At 73.8% G+C, this 23,080-nt stretch carries 10 protein-coding genes; 3 read left to right on the top strand and 7 right to left on the bottom strand.

Features of this window, described 5'->3' with window-relative positions:
- Nucleotides 1-131: 131 nt before the first annotated feature.
- Nucleotides 132-1,076: a ParB/RepB/Spo0J family partition protein gene (locus tag AB0F72_RS08080; protein ID WP_360427092.1), complete on the bottom strand. Its 945-nt coding sequence runs from the start codon at nucleotides 1,074-1,076 to the stop codon at nucleotides 132-134.
- 464 nt (nucleotides 1,077-1,540) lie between these two features.
- On the opposite strand from AB0F72_RS08080, the gene AB0F72_RS08075 reads away from it, so the two are divergent.
- Nucleotides 1,541-1,732 (top strand): MbtH family NRPS accessory protein, encoded by a 192-nt coding sequence (locus tag AB0F72_RS08075; protein ID WP_360427089.1) that lies wholly within the window; start codon nucleotides 1,541-1,543, stop codon nucleotides 1,730-1,732.
- Here the strand turns inward: AB0F72_RS08075 and AB0F72_RS08070 are convergent.
- Nucleotides 1,729-2,343, bottom strand: coding sequence for a TetR/AcrR family transcriptional regulator (locus tag AB0F72_RS08070; protein WP_360427086.1), 615 nt, complete (start codon nucleotides 2,341-2,343; stop codon nucleotides 1,729-1,731). The two genes, AB0F72_RS08075 and AB0F72_RS08070, sit on opposite strands and share 4 nt — an antisense overlap.
- A gap of 89 nt (nucleotides 2,344-2,432) precedes the next feature.
- On the opposite strand from AB0F72_RS08070, the gene AB0F72_RS08065 reads away from it, so the two are divergent.
- Together AB0F72_RS08065 and AB0F72_RS08060 are read left to right on the top strand one after the other, a co-directional pair.
- Nucleotides 2,433-3,368 carry an ABC transporter ATP-binding protein gene (locus tag AB0F72_RS08065; protein WP_360427083.1) on the top strand — a complete coding sequence of 312 codons (936 nt, stop codon included), beginning with the start codon at nucleotides 2,433-2,435 and terminating at the stop codon, nucleotides 3,366-3,368.
- Nucleotides 3,352-4,086, top strand: coding sequence for an ABC transporter permease (locus AB0F72_RS08060; RefSeq protein WP_360427080.1), 735 nt, complete (start codon nucleotides 3,352-3,354; stop codon nucleotides 4,084-4,086). Before AB0F72_RS08065 ends, AB0F72_RS08060 begins: the two co-directional genes overlap by 17 nt.
- 43 nt (nucleotides 4,087-4,129) lie before the next feature.
- On the opposite strand, the gene AB0F72_RS08055 is transcribed toward AB0F72_RS08060, so the two are convergent.
- The 5 genes from AB0F72_RS08055 to AB0F72_RS08035 form a co-directional block, all read right to left on the bottom strand.
- Nucleotides 4,130-5,281: a hypothetical protein gene (locus tag AB0F72_RS08055; protein ID WP_360427077.1), complete on the bottom strand. Its 1,152-nt coding sequence runs from the start codon at nucleotides 5,279-5,281 to the stop codon at nucleotides 4,130-4,132.
- Nucleotides 5,244-8,489, bottom strand: coding sequence for an amino acid adenylation domain-containing protein (locus AB0F72_RS08050; RefSeq protein WP_360427074.1), 3,246 nt, complete (start codon nucleotides 8,487-8,489; stop codon nucleotides 5,244-5,246). The genes AB0F72_RS08055 and AB0F72_RS08050 overlap by 38 nt, the downstream gene beginning before the upstream one ends.
- Nucleotides 8,490-8,494: 5 nt before the next feature.
- Entirely contained in the window at nucleotides 8,495-15,649 is a 7,155-nt protein-coding gene (locus tag AB0F72_RS08045) for an acyltransferase domain-containing protein (RefSeq protein ID WP_360427071.1), read from the bottom strand.
- A gap of 11 nt (nucleotides 15,650-15,660) precedes the next feature.
- Nucleotides 15,661-21,492: an amino acid adenylation domain-containing protein gene (locus tag AB0F72_RS08040; protein WP_360427068.1), complete on the bottom strand. Its 5,832-nt coding sequence runs from the start codon at nucleotides 21,490-21,492 to the stop codon at nucleotides 15,661-15,663.
- Nucleotides 21,489-23,080: acyltransferase domain-containing protein (locus AB0F72_RS08035; protein WP_360427065.1), on the bottom strand; the 1,592-nt coding region annotated here is incomplete at its 5' end. The genes AB0F72_RS08040 and AB0F72_RS08035, both read right to left, overlap by 4 nt.

Below are 23,080 nucleotides of genomic sequence, written 5' to 3'. Positions count from 1 at the left end.
TTGCGAATCCTCCCCCATGGATTTTTTGATCCGCCGGGACGGTAGCACGAAATGGAAAGTAATCAGTTGAACGCATTGATCCGTTGAATGGGCACCTGGGACAGCGTTCAACCGCTGCAATTACTCGCCGATCAGCAGGTGTGCTTGTGTTCCAGTTCGTCGGCGAGCTCGGACCAGGCCGCGGCGCATTCCCGGGCGATCTTTGCGAGCATGCCCGCGCTGTGCGGCGGGACCATCTCGGCGACCTCCGCGCACTGCTTGGAGTTGACCATGCGAACGCTGAGCCAGCGCAACATGCCGCGGCCGCGCTCGGTGTAGCGGATCGAGGGATCCCGGCGCAGGATTTTGATCAGTGCGCCGACGTCGGCGCGCTCCCGCTCGCGATCCGGCGGCGGGGCCGGGTCCGCCGCCGGCGCGGGCCGGGCCGTGGCGCGAAGCAGCGGATCGTCACCCGATCGCAGCCGATGCCGCACGTCACGTGCGGTGCCGAGGGAGATCCCGGCCTCCCGCGCGACCTGCCGCAGCGAGCAGTCCGGGCGCTCGGCGAGCACCTGAACAGCGCGTTTCCGGCCGTCGATCGCGGACAGCGGGCGGGTCCGGCCGTCCCGGCCGATCCGGATCGTGGCCCGGCCGCCGTCGACGCCGCGGCGGATGTCCGCCACGGTCCGGGTCGACAGACCGACATCCTCGGCGATCGCCCGGTCGGAGAGCATCGGGTGGGACCGGACGATCCGCTCCGCCGCGGCGCGCCGCTCGGACCGGCTCAGCGGGCGGCCGTACCGGATGTTCGCCCGCACTCCGACCCGGAATCCCTCTTCCAGGGCACCCGGGAAAAGAACCGCGTCGACGCTCGACTCACCACGCAGCAATGCCGCTCTCAGACGGTGCGCCCCATCAATGAGACGCATTGTCCCGGCGTGCACCAGGATCGGCGGTAACGCCGTTGCCTGACTCGCCAGCCGGCGCACATGATCTTCATCGATTCCACCGTTGCGTGGTGAATCCGGTGGACCGATGTCTTTGATCGACAATCGAATAACTCGCTGCGCTGATGAACGCCTCGAAGTCACCTGCATACGCCCCCGTACTGCAGCCGTGGTTCTATTCGCCGAATCACACGCGGTGGCCACAGTAACACCGCCCACTGTGACCAACGACGCGGTAGGCATCGATCATCGGCATCGTATGATCGCGATTCAAGCGGGGCGGCATCAGTTGAACAGGTCCTCAGCTGCCACCTGTACCGGCATTTCTCCACCGGGACGCTTATTCCTACATATCGAGAAAGGCGGGTGCCGGCAAATCGCCAGCGGCGCCACTCCGGCGGGACTGAACGGGCGATTAGGCGTACTCCATTGATCCGGTATGTTTTATGGGTTAGGCACCTTGACCGAGATGACTATGATCCACCTCACAATCCCGCCGCGATCGATGGCGCGAGAGCGTTTGCCGCCGCCGCCGGACCGCCCTAGGCTCGACCGAGCGACACCCATGGATGCCCGACGAGATTCGCCGACCACACCACAGGGAGACGCCGGAAATGAGCTTCGCCGCACCGCAGCACGTCGTCGTGCTCAACGACGAGGAGCAGTACTCGATCTGGCCCGCCGACCGGCCGCTGCCGGAGGGCTGGAGATCCGCCGGGGTGACCGGCAGCCGCGAGGAGTGCCTGGCCCACATCGACGAGGTGTGGACCGACATGCGCCCGCTGAGCCTGCGCGACCAGAACTAGCTCGCGTCCGCACCTTCTCCGGCGGACCCGATCAGCATCCGGAAGGCGTCGGCGTACCACGACTCCGGGACCGACTCGGGGTCGATCAAACGCTGGATGCTCAGCCCGATGTCCAGGCCGAGCAGCAGGGTGGCCGTGCGCCGCAGCGTCTCCGGGTCCGGGCCGGCCTGATCGGCGATCTGGTCGGCGACCCGGGCGCGGGTGCGCCGCAGCGCGTCGATGTAGCGCGGGCGAACCTGCTCGTCCCGCATCGCGGCCAGCCAGAACTCCAGCATCAGCATGGCGAACTCCGCGTTCGCCGGGGCCCGCCCGGCCGCCGAGTTGTCCTCGCTGAGCGCCGTGAACGCGCGCACCGTGCCGTCGCCGTCAGCAGCGGGAACACTGTCCGCCAGCTCGGCGCTGGCGGCGCCCAGCTGGCGGTCCAGCAACGCCATCAGGATGTCCTCCTTGCTGGCGAAACTCGAGTAGACGGCGCCCTTGGTCAGCCCCGCGTCGCGGGCGATCTCGTCCAGCGACGCGGACCAGCCGCGCTGGGCGAGCAGCCTCTGCGCCGCGTCGAGCAGACGGGCCCGGTTGTACTGCTGGCGTTCCCGCCGCCCCATGCGCTCCATCGCGCCCCTCTCCCGTGTTCGGCTTGACCGGCTCACCGGCAAGTCAGATACTGGCCGGTATCCGAATACCGATTAGTATCGGAGTCGACATGGACCTTCGCATAGACCATGTTCGCAAGGAGTATCCCCGCGGCGTTCTCGCGAACGACGACATCAGCATCACGGTTGCCGCAGGCGAGGTCTACGGCCTGCTCGGGCACAACGGAGCCGGCAAGACCACCCTGGTCAGGCAGGTCGCCGGCGCGATCCGGCCGACCAGTGGGACGATCCGGATCGGCGACGGCGACCCGGTGGCCGACCCCGGCTTCGCCCGGCGGGTCTGCTCGGTGCAGCCCCAGGCGCAGGTCCCCCTCATGGGGGTGACACCACGCCAGGCGATCTCCCTGGTCGCCCGGATGCGCGGCGCCTCCCGGGCGGAGGCCGCCGGCGCCACGCAGACGTTGATGGAGGCCCTGGACATCACCGAATGGGCCGACACGCCCGGAGAGCGGCTGTCCGGCGGCGTGCGGCGGCTCGCCGCGTACGGGCTGGCCGCCGTCCGCCCCGGCCGGGTGGTCATCCTCGACGAGCCGAGCAACGACGTCGACCCGGTACGCCGCCGCCTGCTCTGGCAACACGTCCGGGCACTCGCCGACGCGGGCGCCGCCGTCGTCCTGGTCACCCACAACCTCACCGAGGTCGAGGGCATCCTGGACCGCCTGTCGGTGCTCGCGCACGGACGGGTGGTGGTCGACGGCACGGTCGCCGAGCTGCGCGCCGAGGCCGGCCCGCCGGTCCGGCTGGAGATCGCCGTCACGCCCGGCCGCGAGGAGCCGTCCCCGCCGCCGCCGTTCCGTTCCCCGCCGCCACGGCGCGAGCGGCACCGGCTGGTGTACCGGCTGGACACCGGGGACTCCGCGACCGCCGCCGAGTGGGCCGCGCGGCTGCAGGCGGCCGGCGCCATCAGCGAGTTCACCCTCTCGCCGGTCCGGGTCGAGGACATCTACCTGGCCCTGGAGGAGGAACACGATGTCGTGGCTTCGTAGCTATGCCCTGCTGGTCCGCTGGAACGCCCTGCGCCTGCGCTTCCTGCTGCCGCTGTTCGCCCTGGTCTCGACCGGGCTGTCGGTGGGCATCATCGTCGGCTTCGCCTACCTGATGCCCACCGTGGACACCACCAGCGCGGCGTTCCTGGCCACCGGTGGGCCCACCCTCGGCCTGATCACGGTCGGGCTGGTGATGGCGCCGAACATGGTGGCGCAGAGCAAACTGCAGGGCAGCTTCGAGTTCGACCAGACGCTGCCGGTGCCGCCGATGGCCTCGGTCGCCGCCGGCCTGACCATCTGGATCGTCGGCGCGCTGCCCAGCCTGGTCCTGTCCGTGCTGGTCGCGGCGTTCCGCTTCGACCTCGACCTGCAGGTGCACGGGCTGCTGGTCCCGGCCGCGTTGCTGGTGGCGCTGACCGCCACGGCGCTCGGTTACGGAATGGCGCACGCGCTGCCGGCCGCAGCGGTGGGCCTGGTGGCGCAGCTCATCGTCTTCGTCACGCTGATGTTCTCCCCGGTGAACTTCCCGGCCGACCGGCTGCCGGGCTGGCTCCAGGCGATCCACGTCGTCCTGCCGTTCCAGTACATGGCACAGGTCATCCGGGAGACGCTCACACCGGCGGCCGGCGGCATCTCGGTCACTCCGTACGCCGTGCTGGCAGCCTGGTGCGTGGTGGGCTTGGCCGCGACCTACCGGCTGATGACCCGCCGCGGGTAGGTGGTGGCACCGCGCTCGGCCCGGAGCGCGGTGCCACCACGATTCACGCGTTGACCTCGTACAACGGGAAGTAGCTGTCGAAGACGTCCCGCGAGTACGCGTCCGCGAGCTGCGGTATCGCGTCGAACGAGGCGACCGGCTCGGTGATCTCGGGCAGCCAGCCGGTGCTCTCCTGCACGTCGCGGATCCGGCGGCAGTCCTGGAAACGCCAGGCGTGGGTGTGCACGTGGATGTGCCGGCCGATGCACTCCACGGCCCGCATGTTCGACAGCCGCATCCCGTGCTTCCATCCCACCGTGGACAGCACCGACTCGCGGGCCAGCGACCGCAGCGTCACCCGGTGCAGGCCGCCACCCAGGTTGTCCAGGAAGATCGATGCGCCGCGGCCGCCGCTGAGCTCCCGTACCCGCTCGACGAACCGGTCCCGGGAGTCGGCATAGCGATCCAGCGCGTCCGGGTCACCGGACGCCTTCGCCGCGTCGTGGTCCAGGTCCGGGAACTCCCGGCGATCGATCGGCGTGGCGCCGGACGCGGCGATGCCGGCCAGCCGGCTGTCCCGCCCGGAGACCATGGCGGTCCGAAAGCCCGCCCGGCGGGCCAGCTCCAGCTGTGCGAACACCACGCCGCCGCCCCAGCCGAGCACCAGGGGCGGCTCGTCCCAGTGGTCGTCGCCCTGCGCCTGCCAGCAGCGCAGCGCCACCCGCCAGTTGTCCCAGGCGGTGAAGTACCGGGCGAACGGCGCCCAGCGCTCGGCCGGGTACCGGGAGTCCTCCGGCAGCGGCAGCAACAGCCGGGCCGCTGTCACGAAGCGGCCGGAGAGCAGCCCCGGTGAGCCCGGGGCGTCGTACGCCGCGATCCGCTCCGCGTATCCGTTCTCATCGATCGCGCCGAACGGGATCCAGAGGCACTCCTGCCCCTCCCGCAGACCGCTCACGCCGGACCCGGTCGCCAGCACCCGGACCACGCCGCAGGTGCCCAGCACGATCCGGTCCTCGCCGCGCTGCCGTGCCACATCCACCGGGTGCCGGGCGATGGCGTGTTCCATGTTCGCCTCCCAGCATCCGATCCGGGGTTCCACCAGCACCTCGCCGGCCTCCGGCCGGCGCAGCGGAATCTGCTCGAGCGTCAGCTGGCCCCGGGTCGCCTCCGCCCGCGGATCAGCCGCGTGCAGCACCCACGCCTTGGTCGTCGCCATCGCGCACCTCCTGCTCGTCCTCGTCGATCTCGTCCGCCAGCACCCGTTCGAGCTCCGCCGCGAACGCGGACACCGTCCGGTTCTCGAAGACCGCCCGGATCGGCATGTCCACCTGCCACGCGCGGCGCGCCCGGGAGACCACCTGGGTGGCCTTGATCGAGGTGCCGCCGAGCGTGAAGAAGTCGCTGTCCGCGCCGACGTCGTCGACCCGCAGCACCTGCCGCCAGAGGTCGGCGACCGCCTGCTCGGTCACGGTCATCGGCTGCTCCGGCCCGCCGCCGGGCGCCGCCTGGCGCGGCGACGGCAGCGCCCGGACGTCGAGCTTCCCGGCGCTGGTCAGCGGCAGCCGGTCCAGCGACACGAACGCGCCGGGCAGCATGTACTCCGGCAACACCTCGGCACAGTGCCGGCGCAGCTCGTCGGCGCTCACCGGACCGGCGGCCGGGACCACGTACGCGACGAGCGTGTCCGGTGGGCCGTCCCGGTCCTCGGCGTCGCGCGCCACCACCGCGCAGGCGGCCACCCCGGCGTGCCGGCGCAGCACCTCCTCGACCTCACCGGTCTCGATGCGCAGCCCGCGCACCTTCACCTGCCGGTCGGTGCGCCCGACGAACCGCAGCGAGCCGTCCGCCGTCCAGCTGACCAGGTCACCGGTGCGGTACAGCCGGCTGCCCGGCGGACCGTCCGGATCGGGCACGAACTGCTGCGCGGTCAGTGCCGCCCGTCCCGCGTAGCCCCGGGCCAGGCCGGCCCCGCCGACGTGCAGCTCCCCCGGCATGCCGATACCGGCCGCGCGGCCGTCCCGGTCCAGCACCCGAACCCGCACGTTGGGGATCGGCACGCCGATCGGCGGCGGCCCCTCCCCCGGGCCGCACTCCGCGGTGCTCACCCAGATCGTCGCCTCGGTCGGGCCGTAGGCGTTGAACACCCGGCGCCCCGGCGACCACGCCCGCACCAGCTCCGCCGCGAGCGCCTCACCGGCGAGCACCAGGGTGCGCAGCTCCGGGAGCCGCGCGGCGGGCGTCGCCGCGAGCGCCGAGGGCGTGATGGTGAGCTGGGTGATCCGCTCGGTGACCAGCAGGTCGCGCAGGTCCGGACCGGGCGCCAGCCGCTCGGCCGGCGCCAGGTGCAGCGCGGCGCCGGCGCCGAACGCCATCGCCAGGTCGAAGACCGACGCGTCGAACGTCGGCGAGGCCCACTGCAGCACCCGGTCTTCGGCCGTCAGGCCGAACAGCCGCCGCTGCGCCGCGACGACGTTGGCGAGGCCCCGGTGGGTGACCAGCACGCCCTTGGGCCGGCCGGTGGAGCCGGAGGTGTAGATCGAGTAGGCCAGATGGTCCGGTCCGGAACGCGGCGGCAGGCGATCCTCGGACAGCCCGGCGATGGCCGCCCGGTGCTGGTCCAGCAGCACGGCCGGCACCCCGTCGCGCGGCAGCGGAGAGCGGTGCGCCCGGTCGGTGACCACGACCGCGATGCCCGCGTCGGCCACGATGTCCCGCAGCCGGGCGGGCGGGTGTGCCGGGTCCAGCGCCACGAAATAGCCGCCGGCTTTCTGCGCGGCCAGGGCCGCGACAACCCACTCGGGGGTACGGCCGAGGCACACGCCCACCGCGACATCGGCGCACACACCCTGCTCCCGCAGGTGCCGGGCCAATTGGTTCGCCTGCCTGTCGACCTCGGCGTACGTCAGCTCCATGCCGCCGCAGCGCACCGCCACCGCGTCGCCGTCCGCGTCCGCCCGCTCCTCGAAGAGCTGCGGGAAGGTGGCGGCCGGGTAGGGCTCGTCCTCGCCGGCCCAGCCGCCCACGCGAGCCTGCTCGGACGCCGGGATCACCGGTACGTCCCGGACCGCGGCGCCCGGCTCCCGGGCGACCGCGCCGACCACCGTCGCGAAGTGGCCGAGCAACCGGGTGACGGCGTCGTGGCCGACCCGGCCGGGGTCGTATCCGAACCGGACCGCCAGCCGGTCGCCGTCCGGGATCACCAGCACCGAGAGCGGATAGTTGGTGCGGTACCGGTACTGCCCGTCGGAGATCTCCACGGCGCCCCGGCGGCGGCGGAGCACACCCACGCCGGGCACGTTCAGGACGGTCATGATGGTGTCGAAGAGGGGCACGCCCGGCGGTACGTCGCTCCAGCGCTGCACCTGTTCGAGCGGGCTGAAGTCGTACCGGCGCAGTGTGGCCTGCCGGTGTTGCAGGGTGCCGGCGGCGTCCAGGACCGGGACGGACGGGTTCAGGCGCACCCGCACCGGGAGCGTGTTGATGAAGAGGCCGGCGCTCTCCTCGACACCGGGCACGTCCGCCGGCCGGCTCGACAGCGTCCCGCCGAACACCACGTCGTCCCGCCCGGTGTGCGCCCGCAGCACCAGCGCCCAGCAGGTCTGCAGCAGCGCGCCGAAGGCGACCTGCCCGGTGCGGCAGACCTCGCGGAGAGCGGTGACCGTCTCCGCCGGGATGTGCAGCACCTGCTCCGGGTTGTCCTTCTCCTCCGGGTAGCCCTTCTTCTCCGGGTAGCCCTTCTCCTCCGGCTCGTTCGTCGCCGGAGGCGCCGCCACCGGGCGGATCCAGGGCAGCGTGCTCGGCTCGGTCACGCCGCGCAGTTCGTCGCGCCAGGTCTTCTCGGCCTGGTTCAGGTCCTGGGCGCGGACCCAGGCCACGTAGTCGGCGAACGGGGTCGCCGGCCGGGCCTGCGGCGTCCGGCCGGCGGCCAGCTCGTCGTACCCGGCGAACGCCTCTTCCAGCACCATCAGCGCCGACCAGGCGTCGAGCAGCAGATGGTGGTAGCGCAGGACGAAGACGTACTCCTGCTCGCCGAGCCGGATCAGGGTGAGCCGGATCAGCGGCGGCCGGTCCACGTCGAAGCCTTCCAGCCGGTCCGCTCGCAACCGCTGTTCCAGGCGTCCGGCCAGCTCGTCCGCCGGCTGGTCGCGCCAGTCCAGCTCCTCCAGCGGCACCTCGACCCGGTCCCGTACCACCTGGACGGGCTGCTTGATGTCCTCCCAATGGAAGGAGGTGCGCAGCACCGCGTGCCGCTCGGTCAGCTTCTGCCAGGCCGCCACCAGCAGCGCCGCGTCGACCGGTCCGTGCAGCCGGTACTCGACCTGGTCGACGTAGAAGGCCGCCTGGGGGTCGGCCACGCTGTGGAAGAGCAGTCCCTCCTGCATGTAGGACAGCCGGTAGATGTCGTGCACTCCGGGTACGGTCACGTTCGCTACTCCCTCAGCTGCGCGGCCAGTGCGGCCAGGTCGGCGTCGTCGAGTCCCGCGTCGGCGAAGGCGGACAGGTCGGGCGGGCGGTCGCCGGCCGGCTCGTGGCCGTTGCCGCTTGTGTCGGCGCTGCTGGTGCTGCTGGTGCTGCTGGTGCTGCTGGTGCTGCTGGTACCGGCGCTGCTGGTGCTGCTGGTACCGGCGCTGCGTTCGCTGCCGGCGGCTGCGGCCAGGGCGGCCAGCGTGGGATGTTCGAAGACGTCGGACTCGTGCAGCCGCAACCCTGCCCGGCGGGCCGCTCCGACCAGCCGCAGGCTGAGGATGGAGTCGCCGCCGAGGGCGAAGAAGTTGTCCGACAGACCGACCCGGTCCAGGCCGAACAGGTCCTCCCAGATCCCGGCGAGCAGGCGTTCCGGCCCGCTTCCGGGCGCCCGGAAGCCGTCGCCGGTAGCGCCGTCGCCGTCGCCGTTCCGCGCGCGCCGGGGACGGGCCGGGGCCGCGTCGCCGCCGAGTTCGGCGAGCAGGCCGGAGCGGCGCCGGTGCGGCGCCCCGGTGGCGACCCGGGTCCAGTCCGCGTCCGCTGCCAGCAGGAACGGCTCGGATCCGGCGTGGCCGAGAACCTCCAGCCCGGCCGCCGGCTCCAGCGGGTGAAGGCCGGCGGCGACCAGGCGGTCCCGCTCCCGCCGATCCATCCGCGCGGCCATGCCGGACCGTGCCCACGGCCCCCAGGCGATGCTCGTCGCCGGTCGTCCGATCGCTGCCCGATGTGCGGCAAGCGCGTCGAGGAAGGCGTTTCCCGCCGCGTACCCGGCCTGTCCTGCCGTGCCCAGCACGCCGGCGACCGAGGAGAACAGCAGGAAGAAGTCGAGCGGGTCGTCGAGCGTGCTCAGATGCAGGTCCCAGGCGGCCAGCTTGGGGCCGAGCGGCACATCCAGCCGGGCCGGGGACTGCGCCGCGAGCGGGGCGTCGTCGAGCGCCCCGGCCGCGTGCACCACACCGCGCAGGGGCGGCCCGGCGGCCCGGATCGTGGCGAGCGCCGCAGCGAGGTCGTCCGGGTCGGCCACATCCGCCGCCAGGGTCCGCACCCGCTCGTCGTCCCCGATCGCCGGGTCCTGCCGGGCGCCCGTGCGGGACAGCAGCCAGACCCGGCCGGCGCCCTGCTCCAGCAGCCATCCGGCGACCCGCGTGCCGAGCGCTCCGGTGCCGCCGGTGACCAGATAGCTGCCGCCGGCCCGGACGGTGAGCGGCGCCCGCCGCCGCGCCGGGGCGGGCACCAGCCGGGGCACCAGGGTTCCGGCGCCCCGGACCGCGCGCTCCGGCGCCGGCTCGCTCTCGGTGAGCGCTGTCAGCAGCGCCTCCGCCGCGGTGTGCCCGGCGGCCGGGCCGCTGGCCGGCGGCAGGTCGACCAGCAGGACGTCGAGGTCCGGGCGTTCCGTCATCGCCACCCGGCCCAGGCCCCACACGGCGGCGTGCGCCGGGTCGACCGGCTCGCCGTCGCCGGTCTGCTGGCAGCCTCGGGTGGCCAGCACCAGCCGGACACCGGGCTCTGCTTCGGCCAGGCCGTGGATCAGCGCCAGGGTGGCGTACGCACCGGATTCCCGGCCGGTCCGCGGATGATCTTGTGCCGTGTCGAGCGGCCAGAGCAACGCCACTCCGCGAAGCCCGCTGCGCGGCGCCCGAACAGCGGCGTCCCGGGCGGTCGCGTCCCGGGCGGTCGCGTCCCGGGCGGCCGCGTCCCGGGCGGCCGCGTCCCGGGCGGCGGCGTTCTCGGCGGCGGCGTCCTGGACAGCTGCTCGGATCCGGTCCGGGTCGCCGGTCGGCTCCAGCAGCCGGCAGGTGCCGCCGCGAGCCTGGATCAACGCGGCCAGCGCCGAGGCCACCCCGGTCCGGTCGGCGAGCAGCAGCCAGGTGCCGGTCAGGTCCGCGGTGGGCTCGGCCGGTCCGGCGGGTCGCCAGGTGAGCCGATGCCGCAACCGGTCGGCGCCGTCCGCGTGCCGGAGCAGCGCGTCCCGGTTCACCCGGCGCAGGCGCAGGCCGTCGACGAGGAGCCACAGCCGCCCGGCGGTGTCCCGCAGTTCGGCATCCAGCACCAGATCCCGGCCGTCAGCCCCGGCCGGGCGGAGGCCGGCCTGAGCAGCGCGTTCCTGCTCGCCGGGGCGCAGGGTGGCGCGGCAGTGGAGGACCTCGTCGGCAGCCGGGGCCTCGGGCGGGAACCAGAGCACTCGCTCGGCGCCGACCGGCACCACCAGGCCCGAGGCCTCGCCCTCGATCGGAAGCGCGCCGGGGGCGAGCACCAGGACCAGGCGCAGGCAGGAGTCGATCATGCCGGGGTGCGGGTGGGCCGAGCCGCTCAGGACACGGGGACGCCGGAGCACCGCCGCGGCCTGCCCCTCCTGCACGGTGACCGATTCGAGCCACCGATATCCCGGGCCCAGGTGGTAACCGGCGGCCCGCATCCGCTCCTCGACATCGGCGATCGAGACCGGGGAGGCGACGTCCGGTGCCGCCGACGGCGGTTCCAGGGGATGCCGCGAGGACTCGTGGAGGCGCAGCTCCGCCGCCGCGTGCAGGCGCCACTGCTTCGCGCCGTCATCGGTCGTGCTGACCACCTCGGCGCTGCGCCGGCCGTCGTCGCCCGGCGGGCCGAGCAGGACCTGCGCCCGGGTCCGGCGCCCGGCGGCCACGATCAGCGGCTCCGGAAAGGTGATCCCGGTCAGCTCCGCTGCCGGGCCACCGCCGCCGGACGCGGCCGCCGGAAGGCCGCCAGCAGGCGTGGCTGACCGGAGACCGCCGTGGGGCGCCGCGGCCGGGGCGTTCTCGGTGGAGGCCGCGGTCAGGACGGCGGCCAGATGGTTGGCGGCGGAGACGACGGTGGCGCCGAAGAGGCCGTGGTCGGTCAGGTGGTCGGGCAGGTCCGGCCCCACCACCAGGTCGAAGGCGGCTCCGCTGAGCGCCGGGGAGTACAGCCGCTCCCCCACCAGCGCGTCGCCGCCGCGGCGGAGTGCCGGGCCGCGGGTGTCCCGCCAGTAGCGCCGCCGCTGGAACGGGTATCCGGGCAGCGGCACCCGCCGGGCGCCCGGATGCACGTTCTCCCAGTTCACCGGGGCGCCCGCGCAGAACGCCCCGGCCAGCGCCTCCGCCGTCACGGCCGGATCGGGCCGGCCCCGGCGCAGCGACGGCACCCACCGGACCCGCTCCGCCAGCCCGTCGCGCCGGGCCAGCTGTCCCAGCACCGGGTCCGGGCCGGCCTCGACGACCAGGCCGGGACCCCGGTCCAGCAGCCGTCGCAGCGCCTGCGCGAAACGGACCGGCTCACGGGCGTTGCGGCGCCAGTAGGCGGCGTTCATCGGCTCGTCCAGCAGATCGCCGGTCACCGTCGAGATCAGTTCGATCCGCGGAGCGGCCGGTGTGGTCCGGGCCGCCGCCGCCGACAGCTCGTCCAGCATCGGGTCCATCAGCGCGGAGTGGAACGCGTGCGAGACGCGCAGGTCACGGTGCCGGATGCCGCCCTCGTCGAGGGTCTCGGCCAGGCCGGCCAGCGCACCGGCCGGGCCGGACACCACGGTCTCCGCCTCGCCGTTGCAGGCGGCCACCGACAGCGCGGGGTGCCCGGCCAGCACCTTCGCGACGGTGTCCGGGTCGGCCGCGACCGCCGTCATCCCGCCCCCGGCGGGCAGCGCGTCCATCAGCCGGGACCGTACCGCCACCAGCGACACCGCGTCGGCCAGCGGCAGCACCCCGGCCGCCCAGGCCGCGGTGAACTCGCCGACGCTGTGCCCGAGCACCAGGTCCGGCTCGATGCCGCGGGACTGCCAGAGCCGGGTGAGCGCGTATTCGACGGCGAAGACGGCGGGCTGCGTCCATCCGGTACGGCTGAGCTCCGCCCCGTCGCCGAGCAGCACATCCATCAGGTTGCCGCCGAGGTGGTCGCCGAGCAGTCCGGAGCACTCGTCGAGCGCCGCCCGGAAGACCGGCTCCGTGTCGTGCAGTCGCCGGCCCATCCCCGGGTACTGGCATCCCTGCCCGCCGTAGACGAACGCGATCCGGGGTGCGGCGCCGCCGGCCGTACCGGTGGTCAGCTCGTCACCGGAACCGCCGCGCGCGTAGCGGTCCAGGTGGGAGCGGAGGTCGGCGGGCGCGGCGACCACCGCGGCGCGGTGCCGCAGCGGGCTGCGGAAGACCGCGGCGGCCGCGGCCACGTCGGCCGGCGCCAGCTCCGGATGCCGATCGAGGTGTACGGCGTACCGCCGCGCCAGCGCACGCAGTCCCGCGGGGGACGCGGCGGAGAGCGGCAGGACCACCGGATCCCGCCCTCCGATCGCCGGCGCCGGCTGGCCCGCCGCGACCGCCGGCTCCGGCACGTACTCGCTGACCAGGACGTGTGCGTTAGTGCCACCGATGCCGAACGAGCTGATGCCGGCGGTGCGCGGCCGGTCCGTGCCGGGCTGCGCCCACGGGCCGCCGGCGGTGGTGACCGAGATCGGCAGGGCGGCCCACGGGATGCGCGGGTTGGGGTCGCGGAAGTGCAGGTGCGGCGGGATCCAGCGGTGCCGGAGCGCGAGCACCGCCTTGATCAGTCCGGACACGCCGGCGGCGGCCTCCAGGTGACCGATGTTGGTCTTGACCGAGCCGATCAGCAGCGGCTCCGACCGGCCGGCGCCGAACACGGCCGCGGCGGCCCGCACCTCGATCGGGTCGCCGAGCGGTGTGCCGGTGCCGTGCGCCTCCAGGTAGTCGACGTCGGCGGGAGCGAGCCGGGCGGAGTGCAGAGCGGCCCGCAGCAGCTCCTGCTGGGCGACGCCGTTCGGCACGGTGAGGCCGCTGCTCGCGCCGTCGTGGTTCACCGCGGAACCGGGCAGCACCGCGTGGATGTCGTCGCCGTCGGCGATCGCGTCGGACAACCGCTTGAGGACCACCATGCCGGCGCCCTCGCCACGGGAGTACCCGTCGGCGGAGGCGTCGAAGGTCTTGCACCGGCCGTCCGGGGCCAGCGCGCCGGCCCGGCACAGGAAGAGCGTGATGTCCGGGGCGAGCATCAGGTGCACACCGCCGGCCAGGGCCAGGTCGCACTCCCCGGAGCGCAGCGCCTGCATCGCGAGGTGCACGGTGACCAGCGAGGACGAGCAGCCGGTGTCCACCGCAAGGGACGGGCCGCGCAGCCCGAGCACGTAGGAGAGACGACCGGCCGCGACACAGAACAGGTTGCCGGTGCCGGTGTAGCCGTCGATCCGTACCGGATCGGTGATCTGCAGGCCCTTGTAATCGTCGATGGAGATCCCGGCGAAGACCCCGCCGCGGCTGCCCCGCAGCCGGTCGGCCCGGATGCCGGCGTGCTCGAGGGCCTCCCAGGCGACTTCGAGCAGCAGGCGCTGCTGCGGGTCCATGCTCTCCGCCTCGGCCGCGGCGATACCGAAGAAGTCCGCGTCGAAGGTGTCGACGGACGGCAGGAAGCCGCCGCGGCGGGCGTAGATGGTGCCCGGTTCGAGCGGGTCGTCGCCGTGCAACGCATCGGTGTCCCAGCGATCGGCGGGCACCGGTGAGGTGGCGTCCACACCGTCGCGGAGCAGCCGCCAGAACTCGTCCGGCGAGTCCGCGCCGGGGACCCGGCAGGCCATGCCGACCACCGCGATCGGCTCGTTGCGCACCGGGCCGGCCGGAAGCACCCCCTGATCGGCGGGACGACCGGCCGGACCGGCGGCGGGCGGCACGGCCGGGGCAGCTTCCGGACCGCCGAGCTCGGCAGCCAGCCAGTCGGCCAGCTCGTCGACGGTGGGATGGTCGAAGGCCGCGGTGGCCGGGACGGTCACTCGCGGGTCCAGATCGGCGGCGAGCCGTTCGGCCAGCCGGACCGCGGTCAGCGAGTCGATGCCGAGGGCGAACAGGCCGGTGTCCGGCGGCACGTCGGCCGGTCGGCATTCCAGCAGGTCAGCTACGTGCGCGGTGAGGTACTCGCGCAACCGGCCGGGCAGCCCGCTCGCCGGTCCGGCCGTCAGCCGATCCGCCACCGAGACGCGGCCCGTGGCCGCCCCGGCCGCAGCGGAAGCGCCGGTCGCGGTGGCAGGACCGGTCGCGGTGGCAGGACCCGTCGCGGGGGCGGGAACGGCCGGCGGGGACGCCGGTTGCGGGGCGGAGGCCTCCGGGATCGCGGACCAGTCCACCGGCCGGCCGCCGGCGGAGAGCTCGGTGGCGACCGCGCGCAGGGACGCCACGGCGTCCTGACCCTGGCGCATCGTGCCGAGCACGCTCACCCCGTGACGGCCGGCGAGGCACTGCATCAGCGCGGTGCGCAGCACCGGTGTGGGGCTCACCTCGAGGTGGACGTCGGCGCCCGCCCGCAGGATCGCGTCCCGGAAGCGCACCGGCCGGCGGGACAGCAGGCCCCAGTGGTCCGGTCCGAGCCGCTCACCGGCGATCGGCTCACCGGTCACCGTGGAGATCATCTCCGTGCCGGCCGGGCCGTTCCGGAGAATCGGTCGCAGGTCGGCGACCAGCTCACCGGTGTACGGCTCCATCTGCGGGCTGTGGAAGGCGTAGCCGATGCCGAGGTCACGGTGGAAGACCCGGTCGGCGGCGAGGCGCTCGGCGGCGGCCGCGAGTGCCGACCGGGTTCCGGAGAGGACCACGCTGGAGGGCCCGTTGACGGCGGCGAGCGTCAGGTCACCGCCCAGCTCGGTGAGCAGATCGGTGGCCCGGCCGGGTGGCAGGCCGACGGCCAGCATGCCGCCACCACCGGAGGCCCGCTGCAGCATCCGCCCCTGGTGGAAGGCGACCGCCATGGCGCTCTCCAGGTTCAGGGCGCCGGCCGCGTAGGCGGCGGTGATCTCACCAAGGCTGTGCCCGACCACCACGTCCGGGCGGATGCCGGCCGAGCGCAGCAGCGCCAGCAGGCCGATCTCGACCGCCACGATGGCCGGCTGGGCCACGGCGGTGTCCCGCAACCGGCTCTCACCCGCCGGACGGGCGATCTCCTCGGTGATCGACCAGCCGCCGAGGGCGCGCACCGCGGCGTCGCACCGCCCGAGGGCCTCGGCGTAGGGCCGGAATCCGAGCAGGCCGGTGCCCATCAGCGGCCACTGGGTGCCCTCGCCGGAGAAGACCAGCGCCAGCCGGGGAGCAGGGCGGTGGTTCCCCCGTACCCTCGCAAGCTCTTGATCTTGCATGGCTGCCTTTCTCATCGGTCGGCGCCGGGGAACGGCGTGTCCTTGATCTGGCCGGACCGCAGCTCACCCTCGATGAGCAGGGCTTTCTCGCCGGTCGGCACCGGTGGCGGGCGCAGGGCCTCGGCGATCGGGCGGTCCGGATCCGCGATGATCGCGGCGAGCGTCGCCACCATGTCGCCCAGCACCGTCGCGGCGGCGTCGTCGGTGAGCAGGTCGCGGTGGTACGACAGGATCAGCCCCAGTTCGACGCCGGGCATCACGTCCAGCCGGAACGGCTCGGCCATCCGGGTGAAGAACGTGGGCACCCGCTCCGTTGAGCCGAACAGCAGCGGATCGAGGTTCTGGAAGACCAGGTAGGCATCGAACATCGGGGTCCGCTCCGGCCGGCCGGCCCAGTGGGCGATCTGCCCGGGCGCCACGTGCTGGTGGTGGGCGGCGTCCGCGCCGGCCGTCATGACCAGCCGCAACAGCTCGGAAACCGGGCGGTCCGGCTCGGGCAGCCGGATGCGCAGCGGAAGGACGTTCATGGTGGGACCGGTCAGGTCCTCGACACCGGGCAGGTCTGCCGGCCGGCCGTTCAGGAAGACACCGATGGTCGCCTCGTCCCGGTTCGCGTAGCGGGCCAGCAGCAGCGCCCAGGCGGCCTGGACCAGCGTGTTCGGCGGCATCCGCAGGTGCTGGCCGGTGACTTTCAGGCCGTCGCTGAGCGCCGCGTCGACCTGGAGGTGCCGGCGGGCGTACCCGGTCTGTGTGCCCGGACGGTTGCCGGGCGCCGATGCGGCCAGCAGGGTCGGCCCGGTCCCGCCGCGGAACATCCGTTGCCAGAACGCGGCGGTGTCCGCTGGGACGCCCCGGCGGCGCAGCCAGCCGACGTACCGGCTGAACGGCACCTCCGGCGGCCCCTCGGCGACGGGTTCACCGGCGCGGATCCGGTGGTACTCGCCGATCACGTCGCTGAGGAAGACACTCAGGCTCCAGCCCTCCATCCGCAGGTAGCTGAAGCTGAAGACGGTGCGATAGGCCTCGTCGCCGACCCGGGCCAGGAAGAGGCGGATGCCGGCGGGGTCGTCCGGGGTGCAGCCGATTCGCTGGTCCTCGCGGAGGAACTCGGCCAGCCGGTCGTCGCGTTCCGGCGTGGAGAGCGAGCGCCAGTCCTCGTACCGGGAGGGCAGTTCGACGTCCCGGTGCACCACCTGCAGCGGCTCGTCCAAACCGTCCGTGACGAACGCGGTGCGCAGCATGGCATAGCGGCGGGCCAGGCCGGCCCAGCAGCGGCGCAGCAGCGGCACGTCGATCGGGCCGCACAGGGTGTCGATCCGCTGCACCAGGTATTCGCCGGGGCGCGGCTCGCCGCCGGTCAGCCGGCCCAGCATGTACGCCTGGTAGGGCGCGAGCGGGAAGGCGTCCTCGACGTCCGGATCGGCGAGCAGCTCGGCCCGGCGTTTCTCGTCGGAGCCGGAGAGACCCCACCCGGTGTGCTCGTCCTCGGCCGGCGCCGAGCCGGCCCGCCCGTCGGCGACCTCGGCCAGCTCCCGCACGGTGGGGTGGGCGAACAGGTCGCGGGGCTGCAGGGCCAGGCCCTCCCGGTTGGCCCGGGCCATCACCCGGATGCCCCGGATCGAGTCGCCGCCCAGCTCGAAGTAGTTGGCGGTGGCGCTGACCCGCTCCAGTCCCAGGACCGAGGCCCAGACCTCGGCGAGGAGGCGTTCGGTGCCGGGGGCGGGCGGGACGTACTCGCCGGTGTCGCGGGCGGCGGCCGGGGGCGGCGCGGGCAGGGCCGACCAGTCCGCCTTGCCGTTGGCGCTCAGCGGGATGGCCGGCACCGGGACGAAGGCCGCCGGCACCGCGTACTCGGGGATGCGTTCCCGCAGGTGCTTGCGCCAGGCCGGGCCCAGCTCGGCCATCAGGCGGGCCTGGCGCGGCCAGTTGGCCAGTCGGCCCTGGCCGGCACGGTGCGTCCGGCCTCGGGACACGCCGGAGCGGGACAGGATCGCGTCGAACCTGGTCGGATCGGCGGGATCCGGGGTGAGCACGGCGGTCATCCCGGCGGCTCCGGCCAGGTCATGGAGGTGCTCGGGGTCGACGCCGGACGGCTCGGCGCCGGTCAGCGCGCGCAGCTCGGCGACGGTCGCGGCGGTGGCGGCCTCGGGGCGGCGCACCGCTCTGACCTGGGAAAGCCGGGCGTTCGGGATGCCGGTCAGGATGATGTCATGCCTCAGCGGGATGCCCTCCCGCCACGGGACCATCTCCAGTGGAACCTCTTCGGGGCGGCCCTCCGGGCGCAGGATCACGTCGTACCGGAACCGGCTCAGCTCGTTGTCGTAGCCGCCGCGTTTGAGGCGTATCTCGACGTCGGTGATGTCCGGCAGGCCGGTGAAGAACGCCGGGTCGAGCGCGAGCTCCTCCTCCTGCCAGGTCCGGGTCGCGGCTCGGCCGCGGACCACGGCGGCCGGCTCCTCCGGCGCGGCCCGGTCCAGCTCGACGGTGAGGTGGAAGTCGCCGAGCAGCGGCAGGCTCCGCACGTCACCGACGACGATCCGGCCGCCGGGAGCGAGCAGCCGGCGGGCCTGGGCGAGCACGTCGCGCAGGTAGCCGGCGTCCGGGAAGTACTGCACCACGGAGTTGAGCAGCACGGTGTCGAAGGAGGCGGCGGGCAGGTCGCCGAGCCGGTGCGCCGGGCGCTGTTCGACTGTCACGTTCGCCAGGCCGCAGGACTTCACCTCGGCGCTGAGCTGCGCCACCGCGAACGCGGAGACGTCGGTGCCGTGGTACGCCGTCGCGTGCGGTCCGATCCGCAGCAGGAGCAGGCCCAGGCCGCAGCCGACCTCCAGCACCCGGCCCGGTGGCTCCGCGAGCACCAGGTCGCTGGTCCGGTCCGCCCATTCCCGCATCTGCTCCGCCGGGATCGGCGCGCCGGTGTAGCTGCTGTTCCAGCTGGAGAAGTTCAGTTCGGCGGGGCCGGCCGGGGCCTGGTACGCGTCGTCGAAGACCTCGCCCCACTGCTCGACGGGCTGCTCGGTGGCCGGGAGCCGCGGGACCACGTACGCGGTCACCTGCCCACCCTCCTCGCGGCCGACCGTGACCAGCACGTCTGCGACTGCCGGGTGCTCCCGCAGCGCCGCCTCGATCTCGGCCAGCTCGAAGCGGATCCCGCCGAGTTTGACCTGGAGGTCCTCGCGCCCGAGATAGGCGAGCACGCCACCCGGCCGCCAGCGCACGATGTCGCCGGTGCGGTACATCCGCGCGCCGGGCCGGCCGGCGAAGGGGTCCGGCACGAACCGGTCAGCGGTCATGCCCGGCCGGCCGGCGTATCCGCGGGCCACCTGGACACCGCCGATGCACAACTCACCCGGCACCCCGATCGGCGCCGGGTGGCCGGCCCGGTCGAGCACGTAGATCCGGGTGTTGTCGACCGGCGTGCCGATCGGCACGTCACCGGTCTCGCCGGGCAGGCACTCGTGCGCGGTCACGTCCACCGCAGCCTCGGTCGGCCCGTACAGGTTGTCCAGGCGCGCCGCCGGGAGCGTCCGGTGGAACCGGGCGGCCAGATCCCGCGAGAGCGCCTCGCCGCTGCACACCACCTGCCGCAGCCCGGTGCAGGTGGCGGCGCTCGGCTCGTCGAGGAAGAGCCGCAGCATCGACGGCACGAAGTGCACGATCGACACGCCACTGCGGTTGATCAGGCCGGCGAGATAACCCGGGTCGCGGTGCCCGTCCGGGCGGGCCAGGGTGACGGCGCCGCCGCACAGCAGCGGCCAGAAGAACTCCCAGACCGACACGTCGAAGCCGGCCGGCGTCTTCTGCAGCACCTTCTCGCCGGGGGCGAGCCGGAACCGGCGCTGCATCCAGCGCAGCCGGTTCACCACCCCACGATGGCCGTTCACCACGCCTTTGGGCCGGCCGGTGGACCCGGAGGTGTAGATGACGTAGGCCGGGTGGTCCGGGCTCACCCGCGTGACCGGCGGGTCGCCGGGCTCGTCGTCGCACCGGTCGGCGCCGAGGTCGATCACCGTCCGCGCCCCCGGCGGGGTACCGCCCGCGGCGGTCAGCACGACGTCGGCGCCGCAGTCGTCGAGCAGGTACGCCAGCCGGGCCGGCGGGTGCTCGGCGTCCAGGGGCACGTAGCAGCCGCCCGCCTTGAGCGTGCCGAGCAGGGCCACCATCAGTTCCGGCGAGCGGTCCAGGAAGATGGCGACGCGGCTCTCCGGGCCGATGCCGTGGCGGCGCAGACGGTGGGCCAGGCGGTTGGCCCAGCCGTCCAGCTCCGCGTAGGTGAGCGTGCGGTCCTCGAACTCGACGGCGATCGCGTCCGGGGTGGCCGCCGCCTGCTGCCGGATCAGCTCGTGGATCAGCCGCGGCTCCGGCTCGGCGGCCGCCGTGTCGTTCCACTGCCGCAGCACCAGGTCGCGCTGCCCCGCGTCCATCAGGTCGAGCCGGGAGATCGGCAGATCAGGGTCCGCGACGACCTGCTCCAGGACGCGCCGGAACCCGGTCAGGAACCGCTCGGCGGTGCCGGTGTCGAACAGGTCGGTGGCGAACTCCAGGCCGCCGGGCAGGGTCTGCCCGGCGTCCGCGAGGGACAGCCACAGGTCGAACTTGGCCGCGCCGGTGTCGCCCTCGATCAGCCCGGCCAGATGCGTGTCCGGCGTGAGTTCGACGGTGGGCGGTGGGGTGTTGTTCAGCGCCAGCATCACCTGGAAGATCGGGTTGTGGCTGGTGCTGCGCTCCGGCTGCAGCTCCTCGACGAGCTTCTCGAACGGCAGATCCTGGTGTGCGAAGTCGGCGATCACCGCGGGGCCGGCCCGGCTCACCAGGTCCCGGAAACTGGGGTCGCCGTCGAGGGTGGTCCGCAGCGCGAGCGTGTTGGCGAAGAATCCGAACACGTCCTCCAGCTCGGGCCGGCCACGGTTGGCCACCGGCGTGCCGATCACCACGTCCGGCCGGCCGGACCAGCGGGAGAGGACCACGGCGTACGCCGACAGCAGCACCGTGAACAGGGTGGCGTCGGTGTCCGCGCAGAGCTGCCGGACGCGGGCGGTGAGTTCGGCGTCCACGGTGAACCGCAGGGTGTCGCCGCGGAAGCTCTGCACCACCGGACGGGGACGATCGCTGGGCAGCTCGAGCACCGCTGGGATCCCGGCCAGCCGGTCACGCCAGTACCGGACCTGCCGTTCCAGTTCGGGGCCGCGCAGTCGGTCACGCTGCCAGACCGCGAAGTCCGCGTACTGCAGCTTCAGCTCGGGCAGCCGGGGCGGGCGGCCGGCGACGTACGCGGCGTAGCACTCGGCCAGCTCACGGGAGAAGATCCGGCCGGACCAGCCGTCGGCGATCAGGTGACTCCAGTTCACCAGGAAGACGTGCCGCTCCGCGCTCAGTCGCAGCAGGCCGAACCGGACAAGTGGCCCGACCGGCAGGTCGAAGATCCGCGCCGCCTCCTCCTGGAGCAGGTCGCGCACCCGGCGATCGTGGCCGGCCTCCGGCAGCCCGGTCAGGTCGGTGACCGGCAGGTCGACCGGCGCGGGCGGCCTGACGATCTGCACTGGCTCGCCGTCGGACTCGGCGATCACGGTACGCAGCGCCTCGTGCCGGTCGACGATGCGTTGCACCGCGAACCGCAGCGCGCCGGTGTCCAGCGGCCCGCGCAGCTCGACGGCCATCGGGGTGTTGTAGGCCGGGCTGTCCGGCACCATCCGCTCCAGGAACCAGAGCCGCTGCTGGGAGAAGGAGAGCGGGGCCGGGCCGTCGTCGCCGCGACGCGGGATCTCCACCCGGCCGGACCGCTGGCCCCGCGCCCAGGACGCCAGCAGGCGCTGCTTGGCGGCGGAGAGTCCGTCGACGGTCATCGGGGCTCACCGGCCCGCAGCGTGCGGATCACCTCGGCCTGCGCGGCGACGGTGTGCGCCTTGAACAGCTCCTCCAGCGGCAGGTCCACGTCGAACCGTTCCCGCAGCCGGGTGACCAAGCGGGTGGTGAGCAGCGAGCTGCCGCCGAGGGCGAAGAAGTTGTCCTGGACGCCGACGGTCTCGAAGCCCAGCAGTTCCCGCCAGGCGGCCGCCACCGACTCCTCCAGGTCGTCGCGCGGGGCGACGTACTCGGTGACCAGGTGGGGACGCTGGTGCAGGGTGGTGCCGAGGTTGACGTCCAGGCTCCGCGGTTCGGCCGGCGCCGGCCGGGCCACCGTCGTCGCGTCCTGCACCGTCACGGTCTCCGGGCCGTCGATCCAGTAACGGCGACGCTCGAACGGATAGGTCGGCAGGGTGATCCGGCGACGCTGTTCGCCGGCCGCGAACGCGGACCAGTCGACGTCCACACCGGACTCCCAGAGCGCCGCCAGGGTGCCCAGCAGGAACGCCTGGTCGGGCTGGTCGTCACGGGGGTGGCGAAGCGACGGCCGGGCACCGGCCGGCTCCCCGGTGATCGCGCCGACCAGCGCGCCCAGGGTGGTGCCCGGCCCGACCTCGACGAGCGCCGCGCCGGCGTGACCGGCCAGCAGGGTGCGGACCCCGTCGGCGAACCGGACGGTGCCGCGCAGCTGCCGGACCCAGTAGTCCGGGTCGGTGGCGTCCTCGGCGGTCATCCAGGTGCCGGTGACGTTGGAGAGGAACGGGCGGGCCGGCGGGTTCAGCGGCACGCCGGCGACGTGGGCGCGGAACTCGTCCAGCACCGGGTCCATGGCGACCGAGTGGCCGAGCTTGGTGACGTGCAGGCGGCGGAAGTCCACACCCTCGGTGGCCAGCCGGTCGGCCAGCTCCTGGATCGGCTCGACCAGTCCGGAGACGGTGCACTGGGCGGGCCCGTTCACCGCGGCGAGCGACAGGCGCGGGCCGAGCAGCGGGATCAGCTCGTCCTCGGGCAGGGCCACCGCGAGCATGGCGCCGTCGGGCAGGCCGTCGATGAGCCGGCCCCGGACGGCCACGGTGTTGATGGCGTCGCCGAGGTCGAAGACTCCGGCGAGGCAGGCGGCGACGTACTCGCCGCTGCTGTGCCCGATCATCGCCTGCGGCTGGACGCCCCACGACTCCCAGAGCTTGGCGAGGGCGTACTCGACCGCGAACAGCGCCGTCATCAGGCCGGCCGAGGTGTTGAGGAAGGCGGTCGCGGCCGGGTCGCCGGTGTCCGCCCGGACGACGTCGCGCAGGTCGTATCCGATCCGGCCGGCGACCAGGTCGGCGCACCGGCCGAGGTGCTCGGCGAAGACCGGCTCGTCCCGCAGCAGCGCGCGGCCCATACCGACGTACTGGCTGCCGCCGCCGGGGAAGAGGAACGCGGTCTGGCGTCCGGGACGGGACTCCACCACGGATGACGGCGAGATGCTCAGCGCGGCCGAGGCCTGGGTGGTGTCGCGGCAGACCACCGCGCGCCGGCACGCGAAATGCCGGCGGCCGACCTGCAACGTATGGGCGGCGTCCGCCAGATCCACATCCGCCAGCG

It is taken from the genome of Actinoplanes sp. NPDC023936, assembly GCF_040639325.1.
GTDB lineage: Bacteria > Actinomycetota > Actinomycetes > Mycobacteriales > Micromonosporaceae > Actinoplanes.
This window is presented reverse-complemented; position numbering and strand designations above follow the sequence as displayed.